The 21,215-nt window shown below is 71.6% G+C and carries 19 protein-coding genes and 1 riboswitch; of the genes, 12 read left to right on the top strand and 7 right to left on the bottom strand.

Annotated features, from left to right (window positions below; translation table 11 throughout):
* Positions 1–5 precede the first annotated feature (5 nt).
* From ACLQ2R_RS24745 to rpe, 6 genes are all read left to right on the top strand, one after another.
* On the top strand, positions 6–1,646 hold the full coding sequence (locus ACLQ2R_RS24745) for a hypothetical protein (RefSeq protein ID WP_425962923.1): 1,641 nt from the start codon (positions 6–8) through the stop codon (positions 1,644–1,646).
* A 40-nt stretch (positions 1,647–1,686) separates the two neighbouring features.
* Complete coding sequence (locus tag ACLQ2R_RS24750) at positions 1,687–3,063, top strand: hypothetical protein (RefSeq protein WP_425962924.1); 1,377 nt, start codon at positions 1,687–1,689, stop codon at positions 3,061–3,063.
* Positions 3,064–3,265: 202 nt separating this feature from the next.
* Entirely contained in the window at positions 3,266–3,814 is a 549-nt protein-coding gene (def, locus tag ACLQ2R_RS24755; RefSeq protein ID WP_425962925.1) for a peptide deformylase, read from the top strand.
* Between the two features lie 5 nt (positions 3,815–3,819).
* Positions 3,820–4,749: a methionyl-tRNA formyltransferase gene (fmt, locus tag ACLQ2R_RS24760; RefSeq protein WP_425962926.1), complete on the top strand. Its 930-nt coding sequence runs from the start codon at positions 3,820–3,822 to the stop codon at positions 4,747–4,749.
* A gap of 5 nt (positions 4,750–4,754) precedes the next feature.
* The gene (locus ACLQ2R_RS24765; RefSeq protein ID WP_425962928.1) at positions 4,755–6,530 is read left to right on the top strand and encodes an RsmB/NOP family class I SAM-dependent RNA methyltransferase; all 1,776 of its coding nucleotides are present in this window, start codon (positions 4,755–4,757) and stop codon (positions 6,528–6,530) included.
* A 186-nt stretch (positions 6,531–6,716) separates the two neighbouring features.
* Positions 6,717–7,373: a ribulose-phosphate 3-epimerase gene (rpe, locus tag ACLQ2R_RS24770; protein ID WP_425962929.1), complete on the top strand. Its 657-nt coding sequence runs from the start codon at positions 6,717–6,719 to the stop codon at positions 7,371–7,373.
* A gap of 88 nt (positions 7,374–7,461) precedes the next feature.
* Here rpe and ACLQ2R_RS24775 read toward each other — a convergent pair whose 3' ends face one another.
* The 5 genes from ACLQ2R_RS24775 to ACLQ2R_RS24795 form a co-directional block, all read right to left on the bottom strand.
* On the bottom strand, positions 7,462–8,511 hold the full coding sequence (locus ACLQ2R_RS24775; protein WP_425963048.1) for an ABC transporter ATP-binding protein: 1,050 nt from the start codon (positions 8,509–8,511) through the stop codon (positions 7,462–7,464).
* A 5-nt stretch (positions 8,512–8,516) separates the two neighbouring features.
* Complete coding sequence (locus ACLQ2R_RS24780; RefSeq protein ID WP_425962930.1) at positions 8,517–9,518, bottom strand: ABC transporter ATP-binding protein; 1,002 nt, start codon at positions 9,516–9,518, stop codon at positions 8,517–8,519.
* 14 nt (positions 9,519–9,532) lie between these two features.
* Positions 9,533–10,513, bottom strand: a complete 981-nt coding sequence (locus ACLQ2R_RS24785) for an ABC transporter permease (RefSeq protein WP_425962931.1) — start codon at positions 10,511–10,513, stop codon at positions 9,533–9,535.
* Positions 10,514–10,640: 127 nt separating this feature from the next.
* Positions 10,641–12,425, bottom strand: coding sequence for an ABC transporter substrate-binding protein (locus ACLQ2R_RS24790; protein WP_425962932.1), 1,785 nt, complete (start codon positions 12,423–12,425; stop codon positions 10,641–10,643).
* A 17-nt stretch (positions 12,426–12,442) separates the two neighbouring features.
* Entirely contained in the window at positions 12,443–13,444 is a 1,002-nt protein-coding gene (locus ACLQ2R_RS24795) for an ABC transporter permease (protein WP_425962933.1), read from the bottom strand.
* 349 nt (positions 13,445–13,793) lie between these two features.
* Between ACLQ2R_RS24795 and ACLQ2R_RS24800 the strand changes: the two genes are divergently transcribed.
* The 6 genes from ACLQ2R_RS24800 (at position 13,794) to ACLQ2R_RS24825 (ending at position 18,901) form a co-directional block, all read left to right on the top strand.
* A complete protein-coding gene (locus ACLQ2R_RS24800) occupies positions 13,794–14,609 on the top strand; it encodes an oxygenase MpaB family protein (protein ID WP_425962935.1) in 816 nt (271 codons plus the stop codon).
* A 138-nt stretch (positions 14,610–14,747) separates the two neighbouring features.
* Positions 14,748–14,878: riboswitch (FMN riboswitch) on the top strand.
* A gap of 283 nt (positions 14,879–15,161) precedes the next feature.
* A complete protein-coding gene (locus ACLQ2R_RS24805) occupies positions 15,162–15,782 on the top strand; it encodes a riboflavin synthase (protein WP_425962937.1) in 621 nt (206 codons plus the stop codon).
* Complete coding sequence (gene pnuC, locus ACLQ2R_RS24810) at positions 15,779–16,441, top strand: nicotinamide riboside transporter PnuC (RefSeq protein WP_425962939.1); 663 nt, start codon at positions 15,779–15,781, stop codon at positions 16,439–16,441. Before ACLQ2R_RS24805 ends, pnuC begins: the two co-directional genes overlap by 4 nt.
* On the top strand, positions 16,438–17,652 hold the full coding sequence (locus tag ACLQ2R_RS24815; RefSeq protein WP_425962940.1) for a bifunctional 3,4-dihydroxy-2-butanone-4-phosphate synthase/GTP cyclohydrolase II: 1,215 nt from the start codon (positions 16,438–16,440) through the stop codon (positions 17,650–17,652). Before pnuC ends, ACLQ2R_RS24815 begins: the two co-directional genes overlap by 4 nt.
* Positions 17,649–18,143, top strand: a complete 495-nt coding sequence (ribH, locus tag ACLQ2R_RS24820; protein WP_425962942.1) for a 6,7-dimethyl-8-ribityllumazine synthase — start codon at positions 17,649–17,651, stop codon at positions 18,141–18,143. The genes ACLQ2R_RS24815 and ribH overlap by 4 nt, the downstream gene beginning before the upstream one ends.
* Before the next feature lie 299 nt (positions 18,144–18,442).
* A complete protein-coding gene (locus ACLQ2R_RS24825) occupies positions 18,443–18,901 on the top strand; it encodes a PH domain-containing protein (RefSeq protein WP_425962943.1) in 459 nt (152 codons plus the stop codon).
* Between the two features lie 11 nt (positions 18,902–18,912).
* Here ACLQ2R_RS24825 and ACLQ2R_RS24830 read toward each other — a convergent pair whose 3' ends face one another.
* Together ACLQ2R_RS24830 and ACLQ2R_RS24835 are read right to left on the bottom strand one after the other, a co-directional pair.
* Entirely contained in the window at positions 18,913–19,581 is a 669-nt protein-coding gene (locus ACLQ2R_RS24830) for a potassium channel family protein (protein WP_425962944.1), read from the bottom strand.
* Positions 19,574–20,914 (bottom strand): TrkH family potassium uptake protein, encoded by a 1,341-nt coding sequence (locus ACLQ2R_RS24835; RefSeq protein WP_425962945.1) that lies wholly within the window; start codon positions 20,912–20,914, stop codon positions 19,574–19,576. Before ACLQ2R_RS24835 ends, ACLQ2R_RS24830 begins: the two co-directional genes overlap by 8 nt.
* Between the last annotated feature and the right edge of the window lie 301 nt (positions 20,915–21,215).

Raw genomic sequence — 21,215 nt, forward strand, 5'->3', positions numbered from 1 at the left:
AATGGGTGAATCGGGCCGTAGACGACCTGCGCGCGTGGGGGCGTGCGCACGGCCTCGACGTTGACGTCGACGAGGTGCGGCTGCTCTGCGACTACGCCAGCGACTATCTGGACGTGAACGAACTGGGTGACTTCACGCCCGTCGCCTTCGAGGAACTGCTGCTCAACATCTACCCGCGCAAGGTCATCGCCCCTCCGGAGAGCGCCGCCGAGACGGTCGCCGCCGCCCGCACCCTGGTCGACTTCCTCCTCGCGACCGAGGAGATCGGCGGCAAGATGGCCGTCCGGATGCGCGGCGTGCTGGACCGGATCGAGCCCGAGATGCCCATCGCCCTGGCCGACACCTCCCGGTTCGGCATGGCCAAGAGCCTCTTCAGCGCGATGGGCGCCGACTCCCTGGAGCAGGACGCGGTCCTGTCGGTCTCGGCGGTGCAGGAGGAGCCCGCCGTCGAGCACTGCGAGTGCCCCGGCTGCTCGCCCCTGCCGCCGGTGCGGCTGGCGCCCCGCGAGACGCTCGCCGTGGGCGTGCCGCGCGTGCCGCTGCTGACCGACGCGCGCAGGCTGGTGCAGTGGATGCTCGCCGGGGGCCGTACCCCGACCGTCAAGGGGCGCCTGCGGGTCCGCGACGCCGCCGAGGCGGTCACCCAGCTCGCCGTGGCCGACCCGGCCCTGCTGTGGGACCTGGCGGTCCACACCGGCCTGGTCGAGGTCGAGGGCACCGCGATCTTCGACGGCGAGGACCTCGACCCGCTGGAGGTGTGGGCCGCGACGATCGAGTTCGTCGTGGACACCGACACCGGCGGCGCGGTGACCGGCCACGCCTCGCTCGACGAGGAGCTCTACGGCCTGTGCGACATGCTCTACCGCCTCCAGGCGCCCGTGCCGGTGCCCCTCGTCGAGGACTACCTGGAGGAGATCGGCCTGGCCCAGGAGGGCGACGGCGAGATCGACCTCGCCGAGGCCGTGCGGAGGCTGGCCTACTGCGGGATCGCCGAGCCCGCCACCGAGACCCTGCGGCTCACCCCGCTGGCCCTGTGGGGGCTGCGCGAGCTCTACACCGACCTGGGCATCGAGGCGCCCGAGGCGGCCGACCTGACCGCCGCCGACGCGCCCGAGCTCATCGAGGGACTGCTGTCGGGAATGCCCGTCGAGGCGGCCGAGGCCGACATCGCGGGCTGGCTGGAGGGCAGGGACCCGGCCAGGGCCGCCACCGAGCTGCTGGGCTCGGTCTCCGGCGCGCCCGCCGCCGCCCGGGGCGTCGCGGTGACGATCGTCGACCGTCTCGGCCCCGAGGCCGAGGAGGCCGTACGCGCCTTCATGGAGGACGCCGAGCTGCGCCCGCACGTCATCAACTGGCTGAGCACGCGCGAGCTGTCCGCGCCCGCCCTGAGCCGTCAGGAGGCGCTCTGGGTGAGCGTGGACATGCTGGCCCTGGCGATGCCCGCGGCCGAGGACGACCCCGACACGTTCGCCGAGAACATGTCGGCCTCGGGCCCGGCGTCACAGGTGATCGAGGAGATGTGGCGGGTCGACCACCCCGACGTCGTCGAGGTCCTTGAGCTGCTCGGACGCTCGCTGAGGGACCGCGACGCGGCCAAGGCGGCACGCAAGGCGGCGTTCAAGGCACGTTCCCGCGCCATCGGCTGAGCCGTGTATGCGTGAGGCGCGAGTGCAGTAAGTTTCACGGGTGGCAAAGAGCGGGAACAGTGGGAACGTCTTCGACATCGGCGAGCTCCGCAGGCTGGTCGACGAGCTGGGAGCGGCGCCCCGCGAGCTGCGCGCGGCCGTCCTGGAGGAGTCCGTCACCGCCCCACGCTGCGACTGCGCCTCGCGCGGCGACGCGCTGAGCTTCCCGCCCGTCGACCTCGCCCCGGACGCCGAGCTGGCCGCGGCCGTGCTCCGGGTGCCGCTGGTGGCCGACGCCCGCCGGGTGGCCGCCTGGACCGGCGCCCGCCCGGTGACCCCCGAGGGCCTGCTGCCCGACCCGTTCGCGCCGTGCGAGGAGCTCGGCCTGCCGGGCCCGGCGCGGCTGCACCTGCTCTGGGTCGTCGCGGTCAACACCGGCATGCTCCGCATCGTCCGCGGCCAGGTGATCCCCGGCCCGCTGGAGCTCACGGCCGGTCTGCCGGCCGGGGCGCTGCTGGAGTTCTGGGACGGCGTCGTGATGGACGTCCTGGACCGCGCCGACGACGACCTGACCGGCTCCGAGCTGATCGACGACCACCTGGCCGAGATGCTCGCCACCCTGTACGCGGTGCGCGAGGGCCTGTCCGCCGCGACCCTGGTCAAGGGCATCCTGCAGTCCCACCAGGTCGCCTGCGGGGCCCGTCCCGCCCAGATGCGGGGGCTGGCGGCGGCGCTCCCGGCGCAGCTGGGGTCGGCGCTGGAGCTGCTGGGCTACTGCGGGCTGGTCGAGACCTCGCGGGCCGGCTGGCCCCGGCTGACCCCGCTCGGCATGTGGGCCGTCCGCCAGGACCTGATGCGCGAGGGCCACGACGCGCCGACGGGCGCCGAGGCCGCGGTCTTCGCCGACCTCGGCGCGGCCGAGCTGGTCGAGGCGATCATGAAGGGGGCCGCCGCCCCCAGCGCCGTGACCGTCTGGCTGGAGTCGCGTCACCCCGAGGCCGCCGCCCGTGAGCTCGTCAAGGTCGCCGCCTCCGGCACGGCCGGGCGGCGCGGCGCGGTCGGCACGATCCTGGAGGAGCTCGGCCCCGAGGCGGAGGCCCCGCTGCGGGAGGCGCTGTCGGAGCCGGCGATGTGGCGCTACGCCGCCTCCTGGCTGCACATCCGGGACCTGCCCGCGCCCGCGCTCACGCCCGCCGACAACACCTGGCTCGCCGTCGACTCGCTGGCCTCGCTGCTGGAGAGCGGCGACGCCTCCGAGGCGATCTGCGAGTTCGACGCGCTCGAACCCGGCGAGGACCTGCTGCGCGTGGTCGAGGAGATGGCCCTGGTGGACCACCCCGACACGATCGCCGTCCTGGACCTGCTGGGCTCCCGGCACACCGACGCCGCGGTGGCCAAGTCCGCCCGCAAGGCCGCCATGAAGGCCCGCTCCCGCTGACCCCGGCCTCCGGCCTCCGTTCCTGCCCGTCCCCGGTCCGCGTTCCCACCCCTCCTCGGCCGCCTCCGGTCCGGCGTTCCCCGCCGGGAAGTCCGGCGTTCCCCGCCGGGAAGTCCGGCGGGACGGCCCGGCACGGTGGCCCGGGCAGGGCGGCCGGCGCCCTTAGACTGGGGTGATCCCCTGAAGCGTGAGGAGACCCCTGTTGGCCATCCAGGCGATCCGCCTTTTCGGCGACCCGGTGTTACGCACTCCGGCCGAGCCGGTCAAGGACTTCGACAAGGAGCTGCGCAAGCTCGTCAAGGACCTCACCGACACGATGATGGACGCCCCCGGGGCCGGTCTCGCCGCACCGCAGATCGGGGTGGGGCTGCGGGTCTTCACCTACCACGTGGACGACCAGCTCGGACACCTGATCAACCCCGATCTCGACCTGTCTGCCGAGTGCGACGAGGAGGGCGAGGAGGGCTGCCTGTCCTTCCCCGGCCTGTCCTTCCCCACCCCCCGGTCGATCCGGGCCGTGGCGACCGGTTTCAACATGCACGGCGAGCCGGTGACCCTGGAGGGCACCGACCTGATGGCCCGCTGCTTCCAGCACGAGACCGACCACCTGGACGGCGTGCTGTTCATCGACCGGATGGACGCGGCACAGCGCAAGCTCGCCATGAAGGCGATCCGCGAGGCGTCCTGGAGCGGCCTGTCGGCCCCGGCGTTCAAGTTCTCCCCGCACCCCACACAAGGGAAGGCTCTGTAGGAACCTTGCGCCTGGTCTTCGCCGGAACCCCGGACACCGCACTGCCCGCGCTGCGGGCCCTGATCGACTCGCCCCGGCACGACGTCGTGGCCGTCGTCACCCGCCCGGACGCCCCGTCGGGCAGGGGCCGCACGCTGCACCCGAGCCCTGTCGCCGAGCTCGCCGAACAGGCGGGCATCGAGGTGCTCAGGCCGCCCAAGGCGGGCGACCCCGCCTTCCTGGACCGGCTGCGCGAGCTCGCCCCCGACTGCTGCCCGGTGGTCGCCTACGGCGCGCTGCTGCCCCAGTCCGCGCTGGACATCCCCGCGCACGGCTGGGTCAACCTGCACTTCTCGCTACTGCCCGCCTGGCGCGGCGCGGCGCCCGTGCAGCACGCCGTGCTGCACGGCGACGCCATCACCGGCGCGACCACCTTCCGGATCGTCAAGGAGCTGGACGCGGGACCGGTCTACGGCGTGGTCACCGAGGAGATCCGCCCCGCCGACACGAGCGGCGAGCTGCTGGCCAGGCTCGCCGGGTCCGGCGCGGGGCTGCTGGTGGCGACCCTCGACGGCGTCGAGGACGGCAAGCTGGAGGCCGTGCCGCAGCCCGCCGAGGGGGTGAGTCTCGCCCCGAAGATCAACGTGGACGACGCCAGGGTCGACTGGTCGGCCCCGGCCATGCGGGTCGACCGGCTGATCCGGGCCTGCACGCCCGCGCCGGGCGCGTGGACGGAGTTCCGCGACCTGAGGATCAAGCTCGGTCCGGTACGACCGGCCCCCGACGCCCCCGGTCTGGCCCCCGGCCGGATCGCGGCGTCCAAGAACTCCGTCGTGGTCGGCACCGCGACCTACCCGGTCGAGCTGGGCGAGGTGCGGCCGCAGGGCAAGCGCCCGATGGGGGCGGGGGAGTGGGCCCGCGGCGTGCGGCTCACCGACGAGGATCGGCTGGCCTGAAGATCATGAACAGTGGTGGCAACGGCCGTAACGCGTCGCGCGGTCACGGCCCGGGCGCCGACCGGGGCCAGGGACAGAACCAGGGACAGAGCCGGGGGCAGAGCCGGGGCCAGGGCCAGAAGCAGGGCCAAGGTCAGAAACAGGGCCTGGGACAGGCGCAGGGCCGTGGCGGGAGTGGCGGCAAGGGCGGCGGCCGGGGCGCCAGACCGCCGAAGCCGGTCCGCGACGAGGCGCGCAACACCGCCTACGACCTGATGCGCGCGGTCGACGAGCGGGACGCCTACGCGAACCTGCTGATGCCCGCGCTGCTGCGCGAGCGACGCCTGTCCGGGCGTGACGCCGGTCTGGCAACCGAGCTGGCCTACGGCACCCTGCGCGGCCTGGGCACCTACGACGAGATCATCGCCGCGTGCAGCGACCGGGCGCCGGAGAAGGTGGACCCGCCGTTGCTCGACGCCGTCCGCCTGGGGGTGCACCAGCTCCTGCGGACCCGGATCCCCCCGCACGCCGCCGTCGGCACCACCGTCGACCTGGTCCGGCTGCGGGTCGGCATCGGCGCCTCCAAGTACGCCAACGCCGTGCTGCGCAAGGTCTCCACCCGCTCGCTGGAGCAGTGGATCCCGATCGTGGCGCCCGATCCCGCCGACGACCCGGTCGGCCACCTGGCGGTCGCCCACAGCCACCCCCGGTGGATCGTGGACGCGCTCCGCGACGCGGTGGGCGGCGACTTCGACGAGACGGCCGCCCTGCTCGCCGCGGACAACGAGCGCCCCCGGGTGACCCTGGTCGCCCGTCCCGGCCGCTCCTCGACCGCGGAACTGCTCGACGCGGGCGCCGAGCCCGCCAGGTACTCCCGCTACGCCGCCTACCTGCCCGAGGGCGACCCCGGGGCGATCCTCGCGGTGGCCGAGTCCCGCGCCGCCGTGCAGGACGAGGCCAGCCAGCTCGTCGCGCTGGCCCTGACCCGGGTCCCGGTGCGGGGCGCCGACTCCCGGTGGCTCGACCTGTGCGCGGGTCCCGGCGGCAAGGCCGGGCTGCTCGACGCCATCGCGGCCGACGGCGACGAGGCGGGCCTGCCCGCCCCCGCCCTCGGTGTGAACGGCGACGGCACGGGTCAAGACGGCGCGCATCGGGACGGCACGAACGGCGACGGCACCGGTAAGGACGGCACGGCTCAAGACGGCGCGCATCAGGACGGCGCGGGTCGTGACGGCATAGGGGGCAACGGCGCGGGTCGTGACGGCGCCGGTGACGTCAGGCCGGGCGACGGGCCGGTGGCCTTCGGCGGCGGGGCGCACCTGCTCGCCGCCGAGCTGCAGTACCACCGGGCTCGGCTGGTGCGGCAGACGACCCGGCGGGCCGCGGTGATCACCGCGGACGGCACCGAGCCCGCCTGGCGGCCCGGGGTCTTCGACCGGGTCATGCTGGACGCCCCCTGCACCGGCCTGGGCGCGCTGCGCCGCCGCCCCGAGGCCCGCTGGCGCCGCGACCCGCGGAGCCTGCCCGAGCTGAGCGCTCTCCAGCGCGGCCTGCTGACCTCCGCGCTGGAGGCCGTCCGTCCCGGCGGCGTCGTCGCGTACGTGACGTGCTCGCCGCACCTGGCCGAGACCGTCGCCGTGGTCGACGACGTGCTGCGCCACCGCGACGACGTGGAGACGCTGGACGCCCGCGCCTACCTCCCCGAGATCGCCGACGGGCTGGGCGAGGGGCCGTACGCGCGGTTCTGGCCGCACCGGCACGGCACCGACGCGATGTTCCTCGCCCTGCTGCGCCGTCACTGACCCGCCCGGTCCCATCCGGGAACGGGACGGGGGAGAGGCAGGACGCCCCGGACGAGGAGCGGGACGGGTCCGGACCGGGAAGAGAGGCGGGGCGTCCGGGCGGGGGAGGGGCCGGGCGTCCCGGGTGAGGAGCGGGACGGGTCCAGGGCGGGGACGGGGGCGGGAGACCCATAGAATCGGCCCATCATGGCCGTACAGATCTCGCCCAGCATCCTGTCCGCCGACTTCGCCCGCCTCGCAGAGGCGGCCGCGGCGGTTCCCAACGCCGACTGGCTGCACGTGGACGTCATGGACAACCACTTCGTGCCCAACCTGACCCTCGGGCTGCCGGTCGTCGAGTCCCTGCTCAAGGCGACCTCGACGCCGCTCGACTGCCACCTCATGATCGAGGACCCTGACCGCTGGGCCCCCTCCTACGCCGAGGCCGGGGCCGGGAGCGTCACGATCCACGCGGAGGCGGCCAAGGCCCCGGTGCGCACGCTGCGCCAGATCCGCGCCGCCGGCGCCCGCGCCGGCCTGGCGCTCAACCCGGCCACCCCCGTCGAGCCGTACGAGGACCTGCTCGGCGAGCTCGACATGCTGCTGCTGATGACCGTCGATCCCGGTTTCGGCGGGCAGCGGTTCCTCGACGTGGTGCTGCCCAAGATCCGCCGTACCCGGGAGCTCCTCGACCGGCACGGCGGGCAGGTCTGGCTCCAGGTGGACGGCGGCGTCTCCGACGCGACGATCGAGCGCTGCGCCGAGGCGGGCGCCGACGTCTTCGTGGCGGGCAACGCCGTCTACGGCGCCGAGGACCCGGCCCGCGCGATCGACGCCCTGCGGGCCCTGGCCGAGGGCCGCTGACCCCTCCCGTCGCCCACCCGCCGTCGTAGGTGACGCCGGTGACGCGAAGAGGCCGCCTCCCGGAAGGGAGGCGGCCTCAGTAAAACGGTCACTGCTGCAGGGCCGGGTCCAGCACCACGTCCTCGCCGTGCACGGTCGGCTCCTCGGGGAAGTGACAGGCGGTGAGATGGCCGTTCCTGTTGCCCTCCAGCCTGACCAGCGGCGGCTCCTCGGTCGCGCACTTCTCCTGGGCCTTCCAGCAGCGGGTGCGGAAGTGGCAGCCGGACGGCGGGTTGATCGGGGAGGGCACGTCCCCGGCGAGCCGGATGCGCTCGCGCGGCGCCCCGTCCTCCAGCACCTCGGGCACCGCCGACAGCAGCGCGTGCGTGTAGGGGTGGCGGGGACGCTCGTACAGGGAGGCGCGGTCGGCGACCTCCACGATCTTGCCGAGGTACATGACCGCGACCCGCTGGGAGAAGTGCCGCACGATCGCCAGGTCGTGCGCGATGAACAGGAACGCGATCCCCATGTCCCGCTGGAGCTGCTGGAGCAGGTTGACGACCTGGGCCTGGATGGAGACGTCCAGGGCCGAGACCGGCTCGTCCGCGATGATCAGCTTGGGGTTGAGGGCGAGCGCGCGGGCCACCCCGATGCGCTGGCGCTGGCCGCCGGAGAACTCGTGCGGGAAGCGGTTGTAGTGCTCGGGGTTGAGCCCGACGATCTCCAGGAGCTCCTGGATCCGCTTGGTCCTGCCGCCCGGCGGGTCGATGCCGTTGACCTCCATCGGGCCGCCGACGATGGTGCCCACGGTGTGGCGGGGGTTGAGCGACGAGTACGGGTCCTGGAAGATCATCTGGATCTCGGACCGGATGGGCTTCAGCTCCCTGCGGCTGGCGTGCCCGATCTCGCGCCCGGCGTAGCGGATGCTGCCGCCGGTGGGCTCCAGCAGGCGGGCGGCCAGCCGTCCGGCCGTGGACTTGCCGCAGCCGGACTCGCCGACCAGGCCGAGCGTCTCCCCGGTGTGCACGGTCAGGTCGATGCCGTCGACCGCGTGGACGTTGCCGACCTGCCGTTTGAGGACGAGGCCGCCCATCACCGGGAAGTACTTCTTCAGGCCGGACAGCTCCAGCAGCGCCTCGCCGCGGGGTTCGCCGGTGATCTCGGTCACTTGAGGATCTCCCGCTTCTGGGCAAGGGTCAGGTAGCACGCGTCGCCGTGGCCGCGGTGCGGGGACAGTTCCGGCCGTTCGGAGCGGCACAGCTCGGGACCGGCCAGCTCCTTGTAGTCGCACCGGGGGTGGAAGGGACAGCCCGGCGGGACGTTGATCAGGCTGGGCGGGGTGCCGCGGACCGGTCGCAGCGGGACGTCCACCGGGCCGGTCAGCCGGGGCATGGAGGCCATCAGGCCCCAGGTGTAGGGGTGGCGGGGCTCGTGCAGGACCTCCCGCACGGTCCCGCGCTCCACCGCGCGCCCGGCGTACATCACCAGCACGTCGTGCGCGGTGTTGGCGACCACGCCGAGGTCGTGCGTGATGAGGATGATCGAGGTGCCCATCTGGTCCTGGAGGTCCTTGAGCAGGTCCAGGATCTGGGCCTGCACGGTCACGTCCAGCGCCGTGGTGGGCTCGTCGGCGATCAGCAGGTCGGGGTCGCAGACCAGCGCCATCGCGATCATCACGCGCTGCCGCATGCCGCCGGAGAACTGGTGGGGGTAGTCGTCCACCCGTACCTTCGGCTGCGAGATGCCGACCCGTGTCAGCATCTCGATCGCGCGGGACCTGGCCTCGCCGCGGCTCGCGCCGGTGTGCTTGCGGTAGACCTCGGAGATCTGCTTGCCGACGGTGTGGTACGGCGAGAGCGAGGTCAGCGGGTCCTGGAAGATCATCGCGGCCTTGTTGCCGCGCAGTCTCTCCATGGTGGAGCGGGAGGCGCCGATCAGCTCCTCGCCGTCCAGCCGGATCTCCCCGCCGACCCTGGTGGTCTCCGGGTTGTGCAGGCCGAGCACGGTCAGGTTGGTCACCGACTTGCCGGACCCGGACTCGCCGACGATGCCCAGCGTGCGGCCCTTCTCCACGTCGAAGGAGAGCCCGTCCACCGCGTGGACGACGCCGTCCTCGGTGTGGAAGTCGACGGTCAGGTCACGGACCGAGAGGAACGGGTTCGACACTTTCTTCAGAACTCCTAACCCAGCCGCACGCGGGGGTCGATGAAGGCGTACAGGACGTCGACGATGATGTTGAAGAAGACGATCGCCCCGGCCGCCACGAGCACCGTTCCCATCAGCATGGGCAGGTCCGAGGTGTCCACGGCCTTGAGCGAGAGCCGCCCGAGCCCCTGCAGGCCGAAGGTGGTCTCGGTGATGATGGCGCCGCCGATCAGTGTGCCGAGGTCCACGCCGAAGATGGTGATGATGGGGGTGAGGGTACCTCGCAGGGCGAACCGCATCACCACGCTCCGGCCGGACATGCCCTTGGCCCGCGCGGTGCGGACGTAGTCCTCGCCGAGCTGCTCGACCATGGTCGAGCGCGTCATGCGGGTGTAGTTGGCGGTGAAGATGATCGCCAGCACCACCCAGGGCAGCATCATGCCGCCGGCCCAGGCGATCGGGTTCTCGGTGAACGGCAGGTACTTGGGCTGGGCGAGGATCTGGCCCTTGTAGACGAAGAAGTACAGCGCGAGCGTGCCGATGAAGTAGATCTGCACGGAGGCGCCGACCAGGGACGCCACACTGGCGATCTTGTCGAGCGGCTTGCCCTGGCGCAGCGCGGCGACGATGCCGGTCGCGAGACCGAAGATCAGGAAGATGACCGCGGCGCCGACGGTGAGGGAGACGGTGACCGGGAGCCGGTCCAGGATCGTCTCGAACACCGGCTCGCGGTTGACGAACGAGTAGCCGAGGCAGGGGGCCGGGCAGTTGCCCAGGTTCTCGTACTCGCGACCGACGAAGATGCCGGCCAGCCAGGCCACGAACTGGGCGAACAGCGGCTGGTCCAGTCCCAGGTTGTGCCGCGCCTGCTCCAGCAGCTCGGGCGGGCAGACCTTGCCGCAGGCGAGCCGCGCGGGGTCGGCGGGCACGGCGAAGAAGAGGAAGAAGGTCACCGCGGAGATGATCACGAGGGTGACCACGGCGCCGAGCGTACGGCGAGTGATGAATGGAAGCATTGCCTGTTTTCCCGAGATGACTGGGACCGCTGCCGGGGGCCGGGCGGCCCCTGGCCGCGGCCCCGCGGGAAGGTCTCCCTGTCCCGCGGGGCCGCGGCCGCCGGTGTCTCCTACGGCTTCGTGAGCGTCACTGCTTCACGAAGATCTGGTTCGGCGGGACGACCCAGCTCTGCGGGTCGATCTCCACGCCGCCCACCTTGGAGCCGTGGAGGGTGTTGGCGATCCGGTTCTCGGCGACGACCAGCGGGGTGATCGTCTCCTGGACCTTCTTGTCGAGCGCCATCCACGCCTTGTTCTGGGCGTCGATGTCGGTCATCGCCATGATCTCGTCCATCTCCTTGGTGAGCGCCTCGTCCTTCAGGTGCGAGTAGTTGGGCGCTCCGTCGGCGATGGGGCCGAAGATGACGGGCATCACGGTCGAGCCGGAGGGCCAGTCGGCACCCCAGCCGCCCCAGTAGAGGTCGAACTCGTTCCCGATCTTGCCGATCGAGTCGTAGTACGTCTTGCGGTCGAGCGGCTTGGCGACGACCTTGATTCCGGCCTTCTCCAGGGCGTTCTTGATGACCACGGTGACCTGCTCCTGGACCGGGGTCTGGTTGTAGGCGTAGACGATGGTCGGCGTCGGGGTGCCCGACTCGGCCAGCAGCTGCTTGGCCTTCTCGACGTCACCCTCGGGCTTGGTGGTCTTGCCGAACAGGTCGTAGGCCTCGTAGCCGACGGTGGTGTTCTCGTTGAGGATCGTCGTCGGCAGCGCGGCGGCCTGCGGGCCACCCATGACCTGCTGGATCTGCTTGGACGGCCACGCGTGGTTGATCGCCTGACGGACCTTGATGTCCTTCATGCGGTCGAGGTTGAAGTAGTAGTAGTTGCCGTACGGCGAGGGGCTCTTCAGCAGGCGGTTCGCCAGGGCCTGGTCGCCGAGCACCTGCTGCAGCCGCTCCGGGGGAACGGTCGCGTAGAAGGTGAAGGCGGTCTGGTCGGCGCCCGCGTCCGCCATCAGGCGGTCGGTGATCTGCAGGGCCTCCTGGCCGAACTCCAGGTGCCACTTGTCGGGGTAGGCGCCGCGGATCGGGTCGGTCGCCGCGTCCCAGTTCGGGTTCCGCTCAAGGTCGATGGTCTTGTCGACCACGTGGCTCTTGATGAGGTACGGACCGCTGGAGACGGGCTCCTTGTCGTACTTCTCCTTGGTGTCCTTGGCCTTGGGCACGATGCCGTAGCCGCCCATCGCGAAGGCGTAGTTGGCGTCGGCGTGCGGCGTCTTGAACTTGTAGACGATCGTCTTGTCGTCCGGCGTCTCGATGTTCTCGAGGCGCTTGCCGTCGTAGGGGCCCTGGTAGGACTTCTTGTGGTCGACCTCGGTCAGCCACTGCTGGATGTAGGTGGGGCCCTGGGTGACGAACGGGGCGAACGTCCGCTCCATGCTCCACTTGACGTCCTCGGACGTGATGGGCGTGCCGTCCTGCCACTTCACGCCGTCCTTGAGGGTGAAGGTCCAGGTCTTGCCGCCGTCGGAGGCGGTGCCCGTGTCGGTGGCCAGGTCGCCGACCAGCTTGTAGTCGCCCTTGGCGACCCGCTTGTAGCCGGTCAGGCCACGGTTGATCAACAGGGAGAAGTTGGTCTCGGTGTTGACGTAGAGCTGGGCGGGGTCCATGTGGGAGAAGTCGTCCCGGTCCATCATCGTGACGGTGCCGCCCTTGACGACGCCCTCCGGCTCGATGGCGGGGCCCTTGGAGTCGTCCGCCGTGCCGACCGTGATCGTCGGCGGCTTGAACGGCTCGGCCGAGGGGGCGGCCGCGCCGGAGGAGCCGCTGGGGGCGGCGGGGGCTCCCTGGTTGCCCTCGGCGCACGCACTGGTGAAGGCGAGCGCGCCTATGGCGAGTACGGCCATCGCTGACCGCGTACGGACTGTCATCTTTCTCCTATTCGGATCTAACGCTTGAGTTTGGGGTCGAAGGCGTCGCGGACCGAGTCACCCAGAAGGTTGAACGCGATCACGAAGATCAGCAGAGCTGCGCCCGGGAAGATGAGGTAGGTGATGTCGTTCCGGTAGACCTCGGTGCCGCGCAGGAACATCCGGCCCCAGTCGGGGATGGGCTCGATCATGCCGACCCCGAGGAAGGAGAGCGCCGCCTCGGACGTCACCAGTGCCGGCAGCAGCAGCGTCGACTGGATCAGGATGGGCGTCCACAGGTTCGGCAGCAGCTCCTTGAAGATGATCCGGAACGGCGAGGCGCCGGTGACCCGGGCTGCCTCGACGAACTCCCGCTCGCGCAGCGAGAGCACCTGGCCGCGCAGCAGCCGCGCCAGACCGGCCCACCCGAAGACGGTGAGCACGATCACGAGCGTGACGGCGCGCAGCCAGACCGGCGTCTCCTCGTTGGAGGCGACGAAGAGGTTCTCCACCACCGGCATGAACGCGATGATGAACAGCACCGAGGGGAACGACAGCAGGATGTCGATCAGGCGGCCGATCAGGTAGTCGGTCCTGCCGCCGATGTATCCGGAGACGATGCCCATCACGATGCCGATGCAGGTCGTGATGATCGTCGCGGCCACCGCGATCGACAGCGAGGTCCTGATGCCGTAGACGAGCTGCATGAACACGTCCCGGCCCAGGTTCGGCTCGATGCCGAACCAGAACTCCGAGCTGATGCCGCCGTTCGGCAGGATCGGGTAGCCGAACTCGTTCAGCAGTCCCGGGGTGTCCTGGCCGTACAGGGCGTAGGGGTCCTTGCCGTAGAGCCAGGAGATCACCGGCGCGAGAAGCGCGACGAGGAAGAAGAAGATCACCACGCCGGCCGAGATGAGCCCGGTGCGGTCGCGGCGGAAGCGCAGCCACATCAGCTGGCCCGGGGAGCGGCCCACCATCTCCGGTGGCTTCACCGCTTTGGGGTCCCCGATCGGGGTGACGACGGGTGCAGGGGTGGTCATCGTGCGGGCGCTCCCAACGAGCCTGGCCGAGCGGGATCTCTGGAACCATCGCAAAACAGTCGAGGTCAAATCAATGGTCTGCTCCTTACTCATTTTATCGTTGTGTAATTTCCACCTGTTTGTGGCTTTGATTCCGTTGACGTGCACGGGGGGCGAGATGCAACAATTGAGGCACCTAAGAAGGCCTTTTCACGGATCTGTGACACACCCATGACGTGGCGGTGACACGCAGGTCCGGATCGCGTTCCGCTCGTGTCACGGACCCGGGACAAACTCGTACCGGGGGGTTCGGGGCGGAGGTGTCCTTCCTCCCGGGTAGGGTAACTACCCGCTCACGAGGAGGTGGCGTATGGATCACGGACTGTTCGGGCCGGATTCGGTGACCTGGAAGGTGATGGGGGAGCCGATCCTGCTCGTCGGAGGATTCAGGGCACTGCTCATGCAGGGGTTGCACCCCCGAGCCATGCGCGGGGTCGCCCAGAACTCCGCCCTGATGGACCCCGCCGAGGCGTGGTCCCGCTTCCTGCGCACCACCGAGTTCGTCAGGGTGCGCACCTACGGTACGACCGATGAGGTCGCCCGCGCAGGAGCCAGGGTCAGAAAGATCCATGCCTCCCTCACCGCCCTCGACCTCGACACCGGCGAGCGGTTCCGGCTCGACGACCCCGCCGCGCTGCTGTGGGTGCACGTCGGGGAGGTCGACTCCTACCTGTCGGTGGCCCGCCGGGCGGGGGTGCGGCTGAGCGACTCCGAGGCCGACCGGTTCGTGGCCGAGTGGCGCCGCGCCGCCGAGGTCGTCGGGCTGCGTCCCGAGGACGTGCCCGGTTCGGTCGGCGAGATGGACGACTACATCCGGGCCTGCCGGCCGGGCCTGTACTTCGCCCCCGAGGTGCCCCACCCGCTGCGCCAGTCGCTCAACGCCCCGCTCCCGGCCAAGCTGACCGCGCTCAAGCCGATGTTCCCCGCGATCACCCTGCTCGCCTTCGCGACGCTGCCGCGCTGGGCCCGCAGGCTGTACGGGCTGCCGGGCAGCCCGCTGGGCGACCTGTGGGCGACGGCCTCGCTGCGGGCGCTGCACACCGGGATCGGCCTGGTGCCCGCCCCGGTGCGCTACTCCCCGGACGCGCGCAGGGCGCGCAGGGTGGTCTCCGGGCACGCCGCCTGATCGCTTCACCGTGCTTGACCAAGCGCTCGCTTGTTTCATATCCTGGGAACCGTGTGCGGCGTGGTTTGCCGCACATGGCACACTGGTGTACGGAAAGGCCGTGCCGTCACGCGGCACGCCTTCCGTGACAGTGCAGAGCAGCGTGCTCCGGGGTCGGTGAAATTCCGAGCCGGCGGTTACAGTCCGCGACCCGGTCGAAGCCATCGACCGGTTGACCTGGTGAAACTCCAGGACCGACGGTCAAAGTCCGGATGGGAGGAAGCGCGCGAGCGGAGAGTGTCCTTGGGCACCCTCCGCTGAACGGGTGTACCCACCCGCAGATCCCCCGGGGCCCGCCGTGGCAGAGAGCTACTGGCGAGTAGGAGACCTCGGGTGACTGATCCGGCGCTGAAGCGCCGGGCGGCCGGGCGCGTCCCTCACGGACACGCCGCCGCCCCCCACCGTCCGGCCGGCCGTACCGGCCCCGGCGCCCCCCGTTCGTGTTCCCCGGTGCCCTCCTCGGGCGTCCGGACACCCTCGCGTGCCCCGGCGTCCCCTCCGAAGGAGACGTGAATGTTCACCGGAATCGTCGAGGAGCTCGGCGAGATCGCCGGGATCGAGCCGCTGACCGACGCGGCCCGGCTGTCGATCCGCGGCGGCACGGTCACCGCCGACGCCGGGCACGGTGACTCGATCGCCGTCAACGGCGTCTGCCTGACCGTGGTGGACGTGGACGGCGACGTGTTCACCGCCGACGTGATGAAGGAGACCCTGGACCGCAGCTGCCTCGGCGCGCTGGAGGCGGGCTCCCCGGTCAACCTGGAGCGCGCCGTCCGCGCCGACCAGCGGCTGGGCGGCCACATCGTGCAGGGCCACGTGGACGGCACCGGGACGCTGCTCTCCCGCGAGCCCGGGGAGCACTGGGAGATCGTCCGCATCTCCCTGCCGCCCGAGCTGGACCGCTACGTGGTCGAGAAGGGCTCGATCGCCGTCGACGGCATCAGCCTGACCGTCATGGAGGTCGGCTCCGGCGGCTTCGCCGTCAGCCTCATCCCCACCACGCTGCGCCTGACCACCCTGGGCGCCAAGCGGGCCGGCGATCCGGTGAACCTGGAGGTCGACGTGATCGCCAAGCACGTGGAGAAGCTGGTCGGCGCCTACGGCGGGACCGCCGGCCGGGAGGGCGCGTCGTGAACTGGGCGCACGCGGGGTTCACGGTCTTCGGTGTCGACGTGCTCTGGACCGACCTGGTCGGGAACATCGCCGCGCTGGCCACGGTGCTGCTGGCGATCCGCAAGTCCCTGTGGACCTGGCCGGTCCAGCTCGTCGGCTCGGTGCTGCTGCTGGCCGCCTCCGTCAACGCCGGCCTCACCGGCAACGCCCTCAAGCAGGTCATGTTCGGCGCGCTGGCCGTGTACGGCTGGTGGCGCTGGTCGCGCGGCACCCAGGACGGCCAGGCCCTGCCGGTACGCCCCGCCACCGGCCGCGAGCGGCTCGTCCTGGCCGCGGTCATGGTCGCGGGCACCGCCGCGGTCGCCGTGTTCTTCTTCCGCACCGGCCTGTCCTGGGGCGCGCACGCCCCGCTGCCCGAGGGCTACTTCCTCGTCGCCGCGGACGCCTACATCTTCGTCGGCAGCGCCGTCGCCACCTGGGCCCAGGGCCGCGCCCTGGTCGACTTCTGGATCATCTGGGTCGCCGTCGACCTGGTGGGCGTGCCGCTGGCCTTCAGGTCCGGTCTCGTCGTCTCGGGCACCGTCTACGCGCTGTTCTTCGTGCTCGTCATGATCGGATTCGTCAACTGGCTCAAGGAGTACCGGTCCCAGGCCGTGCTCGTCCCCGAGGAGGCCGTGTGACCACCCTGGACCCGATCGAGCGCGCGATCGCCGACATCCGCGACGGCAAGGCCGTCGTGGTCGTCGACGACGAGAACCGCGAGAACGAGGGCGACATCATCTTCGCCGCGTCCGCGGCCACGCCGGAACTGCTGGCCTTCACCGTCCGGCACAGCAGCGGGGTGGTCTGCGTGCCCATGCGCGGCGAGGACCTCGACCGGCTGGGCCTGCCGCTGATGGTGCACGACAACAGGGAACGCCTGCGCACCGCGTACACGATCAGCGTGGACGCGCGCGACGGGGTGAGCACCGGCATCTCCGCGGCCGACCGGGCCCTGACGATCCGCGCCCTGGCCGACCCGGAGACCGAACCGGACCGCCTGGTACGGCCGGGGCACGTCTTCCCGCTGCGCTACCGGGAGGGCGGCGTGCTGGCCAGGCGCGGCCACACCGAGGCGGCCGTGGACCTGGCCAGGCTCGCCGGGCTGAGCGAGTCCGGTGTCCTCGCCGAGGTCGTCAACGACGACGGGACCATGATGCGCCTGCCGGAGCTGCGCGTCTTCTGCGACGAGCACGACCTGGCGCTGGTCTCGATCGAGCAGCTCGTGGAGTTCAGGCGCCGCGGCGAGCGGATGGTGACCCGCGTCGCCGAGACGCGGCTGCCCAACAGGTTCGGCGTCTGGCGCGCCTACGGCTTCGCCAGCTCGCTGGACGGCGGCGAGCACCTGGCCCTGGTCCTGGGCGACATCGAGGACGGCGAGAACGTCATGGTCCGCGCCCACTCCGAGTGCCTGACCGGGGACGTGTTCGGATCGCTGCGCTGCGACTGCGGGGTCCAGCTCGACCACGCGATGGAGCGGATCGCCGCCGAGGGCCGGGGCGTGATCGTCTACCTGCGCGGCCACGAGGGACGCGGGATCGGGCTGCTGGCCAAGCTGCGGGCCTACGGCCTGCAGGACGGCGGGAGCGACACCGTCGACGCCAACCTGGAGCTCGGGCTGCCGGTGGACGCGCGGGAGTTCTCCAACGCCGGGCAGATCCTCGCCGACCTGGGCGTGCGATCGGTCCGGCTGCTGACCAACAACCCGGCCAAGCTGCGCGGCATGGACGGCTACGGCGTCAAGGTGCTCGGCCGCGAGCCCATGCCGGTGGCGATGACCCCCCACAACGAGAAGTACCTGTCGGCCAAGCGCGACCGCCTCGGCCACGACATTCCCCGGGAGGACACATGAGCGGGACCGGACGACCGGCGGCGTCCGCCGTCGACGCGGGCGGGCTGACCCTGGGCGTGGTCGCGGCCCGCTGGCACGGGCGGATCACCGATCAGCTCGTGGCGCGGGCCGAGCAGGCCGGGCGCGACAGCGGCGCGGAGGTGACGGTGGTGCGGGTGGCCGGATCGCTGGAGATCCCCGTCGTGGTCCAGGCCCTGGCCCGCAGGTGCGACGCGGTCGTGGCGCTGGGCGCGGTGATCCGCGGTGAGACCGCCCACTTCGAGTACGTCTGCGACTCGGTCACCTCGGGCCTGACCCGCATCTCCCTGGACGAGGAGGTGCCGATCGGCAACGGCGTGCTGACCTGCGAGTCGCTGGAGCAGGCCGTCGACCGGTCGGGGGTGCCCGGCAGCCACGAGGACAAGGGGTACGAGGCGACCGTCGCGGCGCTGGAGACGGCCGTGCTGCTGAGGGAGCTGCGCTCCCGCACCTCCGTCACGGCGGGCTTCTGACACGACGGACACACGCCGGGGCCGGTACGCCGGTCCCGGGCCGGTCCCGTGTCGGTGCCGCGTCGGTCGCGAGCCGGTCCCGGCCGCTTCCGCGTTGCCTCCCGGTCTCTCGCGCCCGTCGCGGGTGATCGGCGCCGGTCCCGCCGTGCCGTGTGAGGGGGGCGGCGGGACCGTGCGGTAGGTTTCCATCGGCGCCCTGACCGGCCGTCCCGGCCGCCGGTCTCCCGCCGGGGGCGCAGGCCTGCCGGGGGCGCCGGTTCCGCGAAGGCACCGGTACGTCGAAGGATCGTGATCTGACAGTGAGCCCGGAGAGCGTCTCCCCGCCCCCGCTGCCCGTCGTGTGGCGGCCGAGGAACGGGCGGATCGCGGCCTACGGCTTCGCGGGCGTGGTCGTCGCCGGCGCCGTGCTGATGGCGGTCTTCCTGCCCGATCCGTTCGCCCTGGCCGACAGGATCGCGATGTCCGTGCTCGGCCTCATGATCGGCGGGGTGCTCCACCTGCTGGGACGGTGCCGGGTGGAGGCCGACGAGCAGGGGATCACCGTCGTCAACCCGCTGCGGGTGCGCCGCTACGAGTGGTCACAGGTGCTGGGGGTCAGCCTGGTCGAGAGCGAGCCGTGGGCGAAGATCGACTTCGCCGACGGGGTCACGGTCGGGGCCATGGGCATGCAGGGCTCGGAGAAGGAGCGCACCGCCCGCCAGGTCCGGGAGCTGTCCGCGCTCATCAGGGAGCGCGGGGAGGCGCCGGAGACCCCCTGAGCCGCCACGGCTCAGGTCTCCTCGGCGAACCGTTCGGCGCTGGCGGTCTCACCCGCCACGAGCAGGGTGTCGCCGTTCTGGATCAGGGTGTCGGAGGCGGCGTAGGTGAACCTGCCGTCGGGCCTTTTGATCCCGACCACCGTGACCCCGTACGTGCTGCGGATCCCCAGCGCGCCCAGGGTCTTGCCGTCCGCCCAGCGCGGCGCCATGGTCTTGATCAGGGCGTATCCCTCGTCGATCTCCACGTAGTCGAGCATCCGCCCGGTGACCAGGTGCGCGACCCGCTCGCCCATGTCGTGCTCGGGCTGCACCACGTGGTGCGCGCCGACCCGCCGCAGGATGCGGCTGTGCTGCAGGCTGATCGACTTGGCCCAGATGGAGGTCACCTCCAGGTCGGCCAGGATCGAGGTGGTCAGGATGCTCGCCTCGATGTCGGTGCCGATGCCGACCACGGCCCTGCCGAACTCGCCGATGCCGAGCTGGGCGAGGGCGTCGGGATCGGTGGAGTCGGCGCTCACCACGTGGGTCAGGCGGCCCGAGAAGTGCTGCACGTTCTTGGGGTCGTTGTCCACGCCGAGCACCTCGACGTCCCGCCCCACCAGCTCCATCGCCAGGGCGCCGCCGAACCGGCCGAGGCCGATCACCGCGACCGCTTCGTGGCGGTTTCTCTTGTCAACCAACGAGGGGACCCTCCTCCGGGTATCGGAACCGACGGGTCTGCACGCGCAGTGCCAGCGCGGCGCCCAGTGTCACGGGCCCGAGCCGCCCCACGAACATCAGGACGGTCAGGACCAGGTGTCCCTCGGTGCCCACGTCGGCGGTGATCCCCGTCGACAACCCGACCGTGCCGAAGGCGGAGACCACCTCGAACAGTACGCGGTCGAGGTTGAACGGTGTGACCGCCATCATGACGAGGGTGCCGACGGTGACCGAGGCCACGCTCAGCAGGGCGATCGTCAGGGCCTGGCGCTGGAGCTGCTCGGGGATGCGGCGGCGGCCCGCCGTGACGTCCGGCTCGCCGCGCAGCTCGGCGAGGATCACGAACCCCAGGAGCGCGAACGTGGTCACCTTGATGCCACCCCCGGTGCTGGCGCTGCCCGCGCCGATGAACATCAGCACGTCGCTGATCAGCCAGGAGCTCTCGTTCATCTGCGAGGTGTCCACCGAGTTCAGCCCGCCGCTCCGGGTCATCACGCTGTGGAAGAACCCGGCCATGACCCGCAGGGCCGGGGGGAGGCCGCCCATCGTCTCGGGGTTGTTCCACTCGGTGGCGGTGATGGCCAGCGTGCCGCCGAACAGCAGGAGGGCGGTCATCCCCAGCGTGATCTTGGCGTGCAGCGTCCAGCGCGCCGGGCGGCGCCAGTTGTTCCGCAGCACCGCGTAGACGGGGAAGCCGAGACCGCCGGCGATCACCGACAGCGTCAGCGGGATACAGATCCACGGGTCCTGGACGAATCGCATCATGCTGTCCGGCCAGAGCGCGAACCCGGCGTTGGTGAACGTCGAGACGGCGTGGAAGATCCCGTAGTACACGGCGCGGCCGACCGGCTCCCCGTACCCGATCACGAAGCGGGCGGCGAGCACGGTGGCGGTCAGCACCTCGGCGATCAGCGTGACCTTGGCGACCCCCACGATCACCTGGCGCACGTCGCCCGGTCCCAGGGTCTTGGTCTCGGCCTGGGTGTTGAGCCGGGCGCGCAGGCCGAGCTTGCCGGAGACGATCACCGCGAGGATCGAGGAGAGCGTCATGATCCCGAAGCCGCCGATCTGCATCAGCACCATCAGCACGACCTCGCCGAACATCGACCAGTGCGCCGCGGTGTCGTGCACGGCGAGCCCGGTCACGCACACCGCCGAGGTGGCGGTGAACAGCGCCGACGTCAACGAGGCCCTCGCCCCGTCCTCGACCGCGATCGGCAGCGCGAGCAGCCCCGCCCCGGTGAGGACCGCGGCCAGGAACGCCAGCACGACGACCCTGGACGGGGTGTTGATCTGGTCGAGCAGGTTCTTCACAGAGGGCGACAATACTTCTTCGGCGGGACCGGTAGTACGCCCGGAGCGCCCCCGCTTCCACGATCGTCCGGCCTCCGGCCGCCATCCCCGGTCGACCCGATCCCGGCCCGGCTCCTGGTCCACCTGATCCCGGCCCGGTGCGCGGCCCGGCGCTTTCTGTCGTTCGCCCCGGTCCGTGGCTCCCGCCCGGCGTCCCGGCCCTCCGGTCCCTCCCGCTCTCCCTGCCCCTCCCGCTCTCCCTGTCCGGACCGTTCGCCGTCGGGGCGGGCCGGGACGCGGCGGGCGGGCGTAGCCTGAGGGG

The sequence above is a fragment of the Streptosporangium sp. DT93 genome, assembly GCF_049844535.1.
Classification (GTDB): domain Bacteria; phylum Actinomycetota; class Actinomycetes; order Streptosporangiales; family Streptosporangiaceae; genus Streptosporangium.

What these genes read in the sequence shown, in the direction of transcription:
- ACLQ2R_RS24765 (WP_425962928.1), top strand. Translation starts at nt 4,755, where the DNA reads ATGAACAGTGGTGGCAACGGCCGTAACGCGTCGCGCGGTCACGGCCCG.
- rpe (WP_425962929.1), top strand. Translation starts at nt 6,717, where the DNA reads ATGGCCGTACAGATCTCGCCCAGCATCCTGTCCGCCGACTTCGCCCGC.
- ACLQ2R_RS24785 (WP_425962931.1), bottom strand. Translation starts at nt 10,513, where the DNA reads ATGCTTCCATTCATCACTCGCCGTACGCTCGGCGCCGTGGTCACCCTC.
- ACLQ2R_RS24790 (WP_425962932.1), bottom strand. Translation starts at nt 12,425, where the DNA reads ATGACAGTCCGTACGCGGTCAGCGATGGCCGTACTCGCCATAGGCGCG.
- ACLQ2R_RS24795 (WP_425962933.1), bottom strand. Translation starts at nt 13,444, where the DNA reads ATGACCACCCCTGCACCCGTCGTCACCCCGATCGGGGACCCCAAAGCG.
- ACLQ2R_RS24800 (WP_425962935.1), top strand. Translation starts at nt 13,794, where the DNA reads ATGGATCACGGACTGTTCGGGCCGGATTCGGTGACCTGGAAGGTGATG.
- ACLQ2R_RS24805 (WP_425962937.1), top strand. Translation starts at nt 15,162, where the DNA reads ATGTTCACCGGAATCGTCGAGGAGCTCGGCGAGATCGCCGGGATCGAG.
- ribH (WP_425962942.1), top strand. Translation starts at nt 17,649, where the DNA reads ATGAGCGGGACCGGACGACCGGCGGCGTCCGCCGTCGACGCGGGCGGG.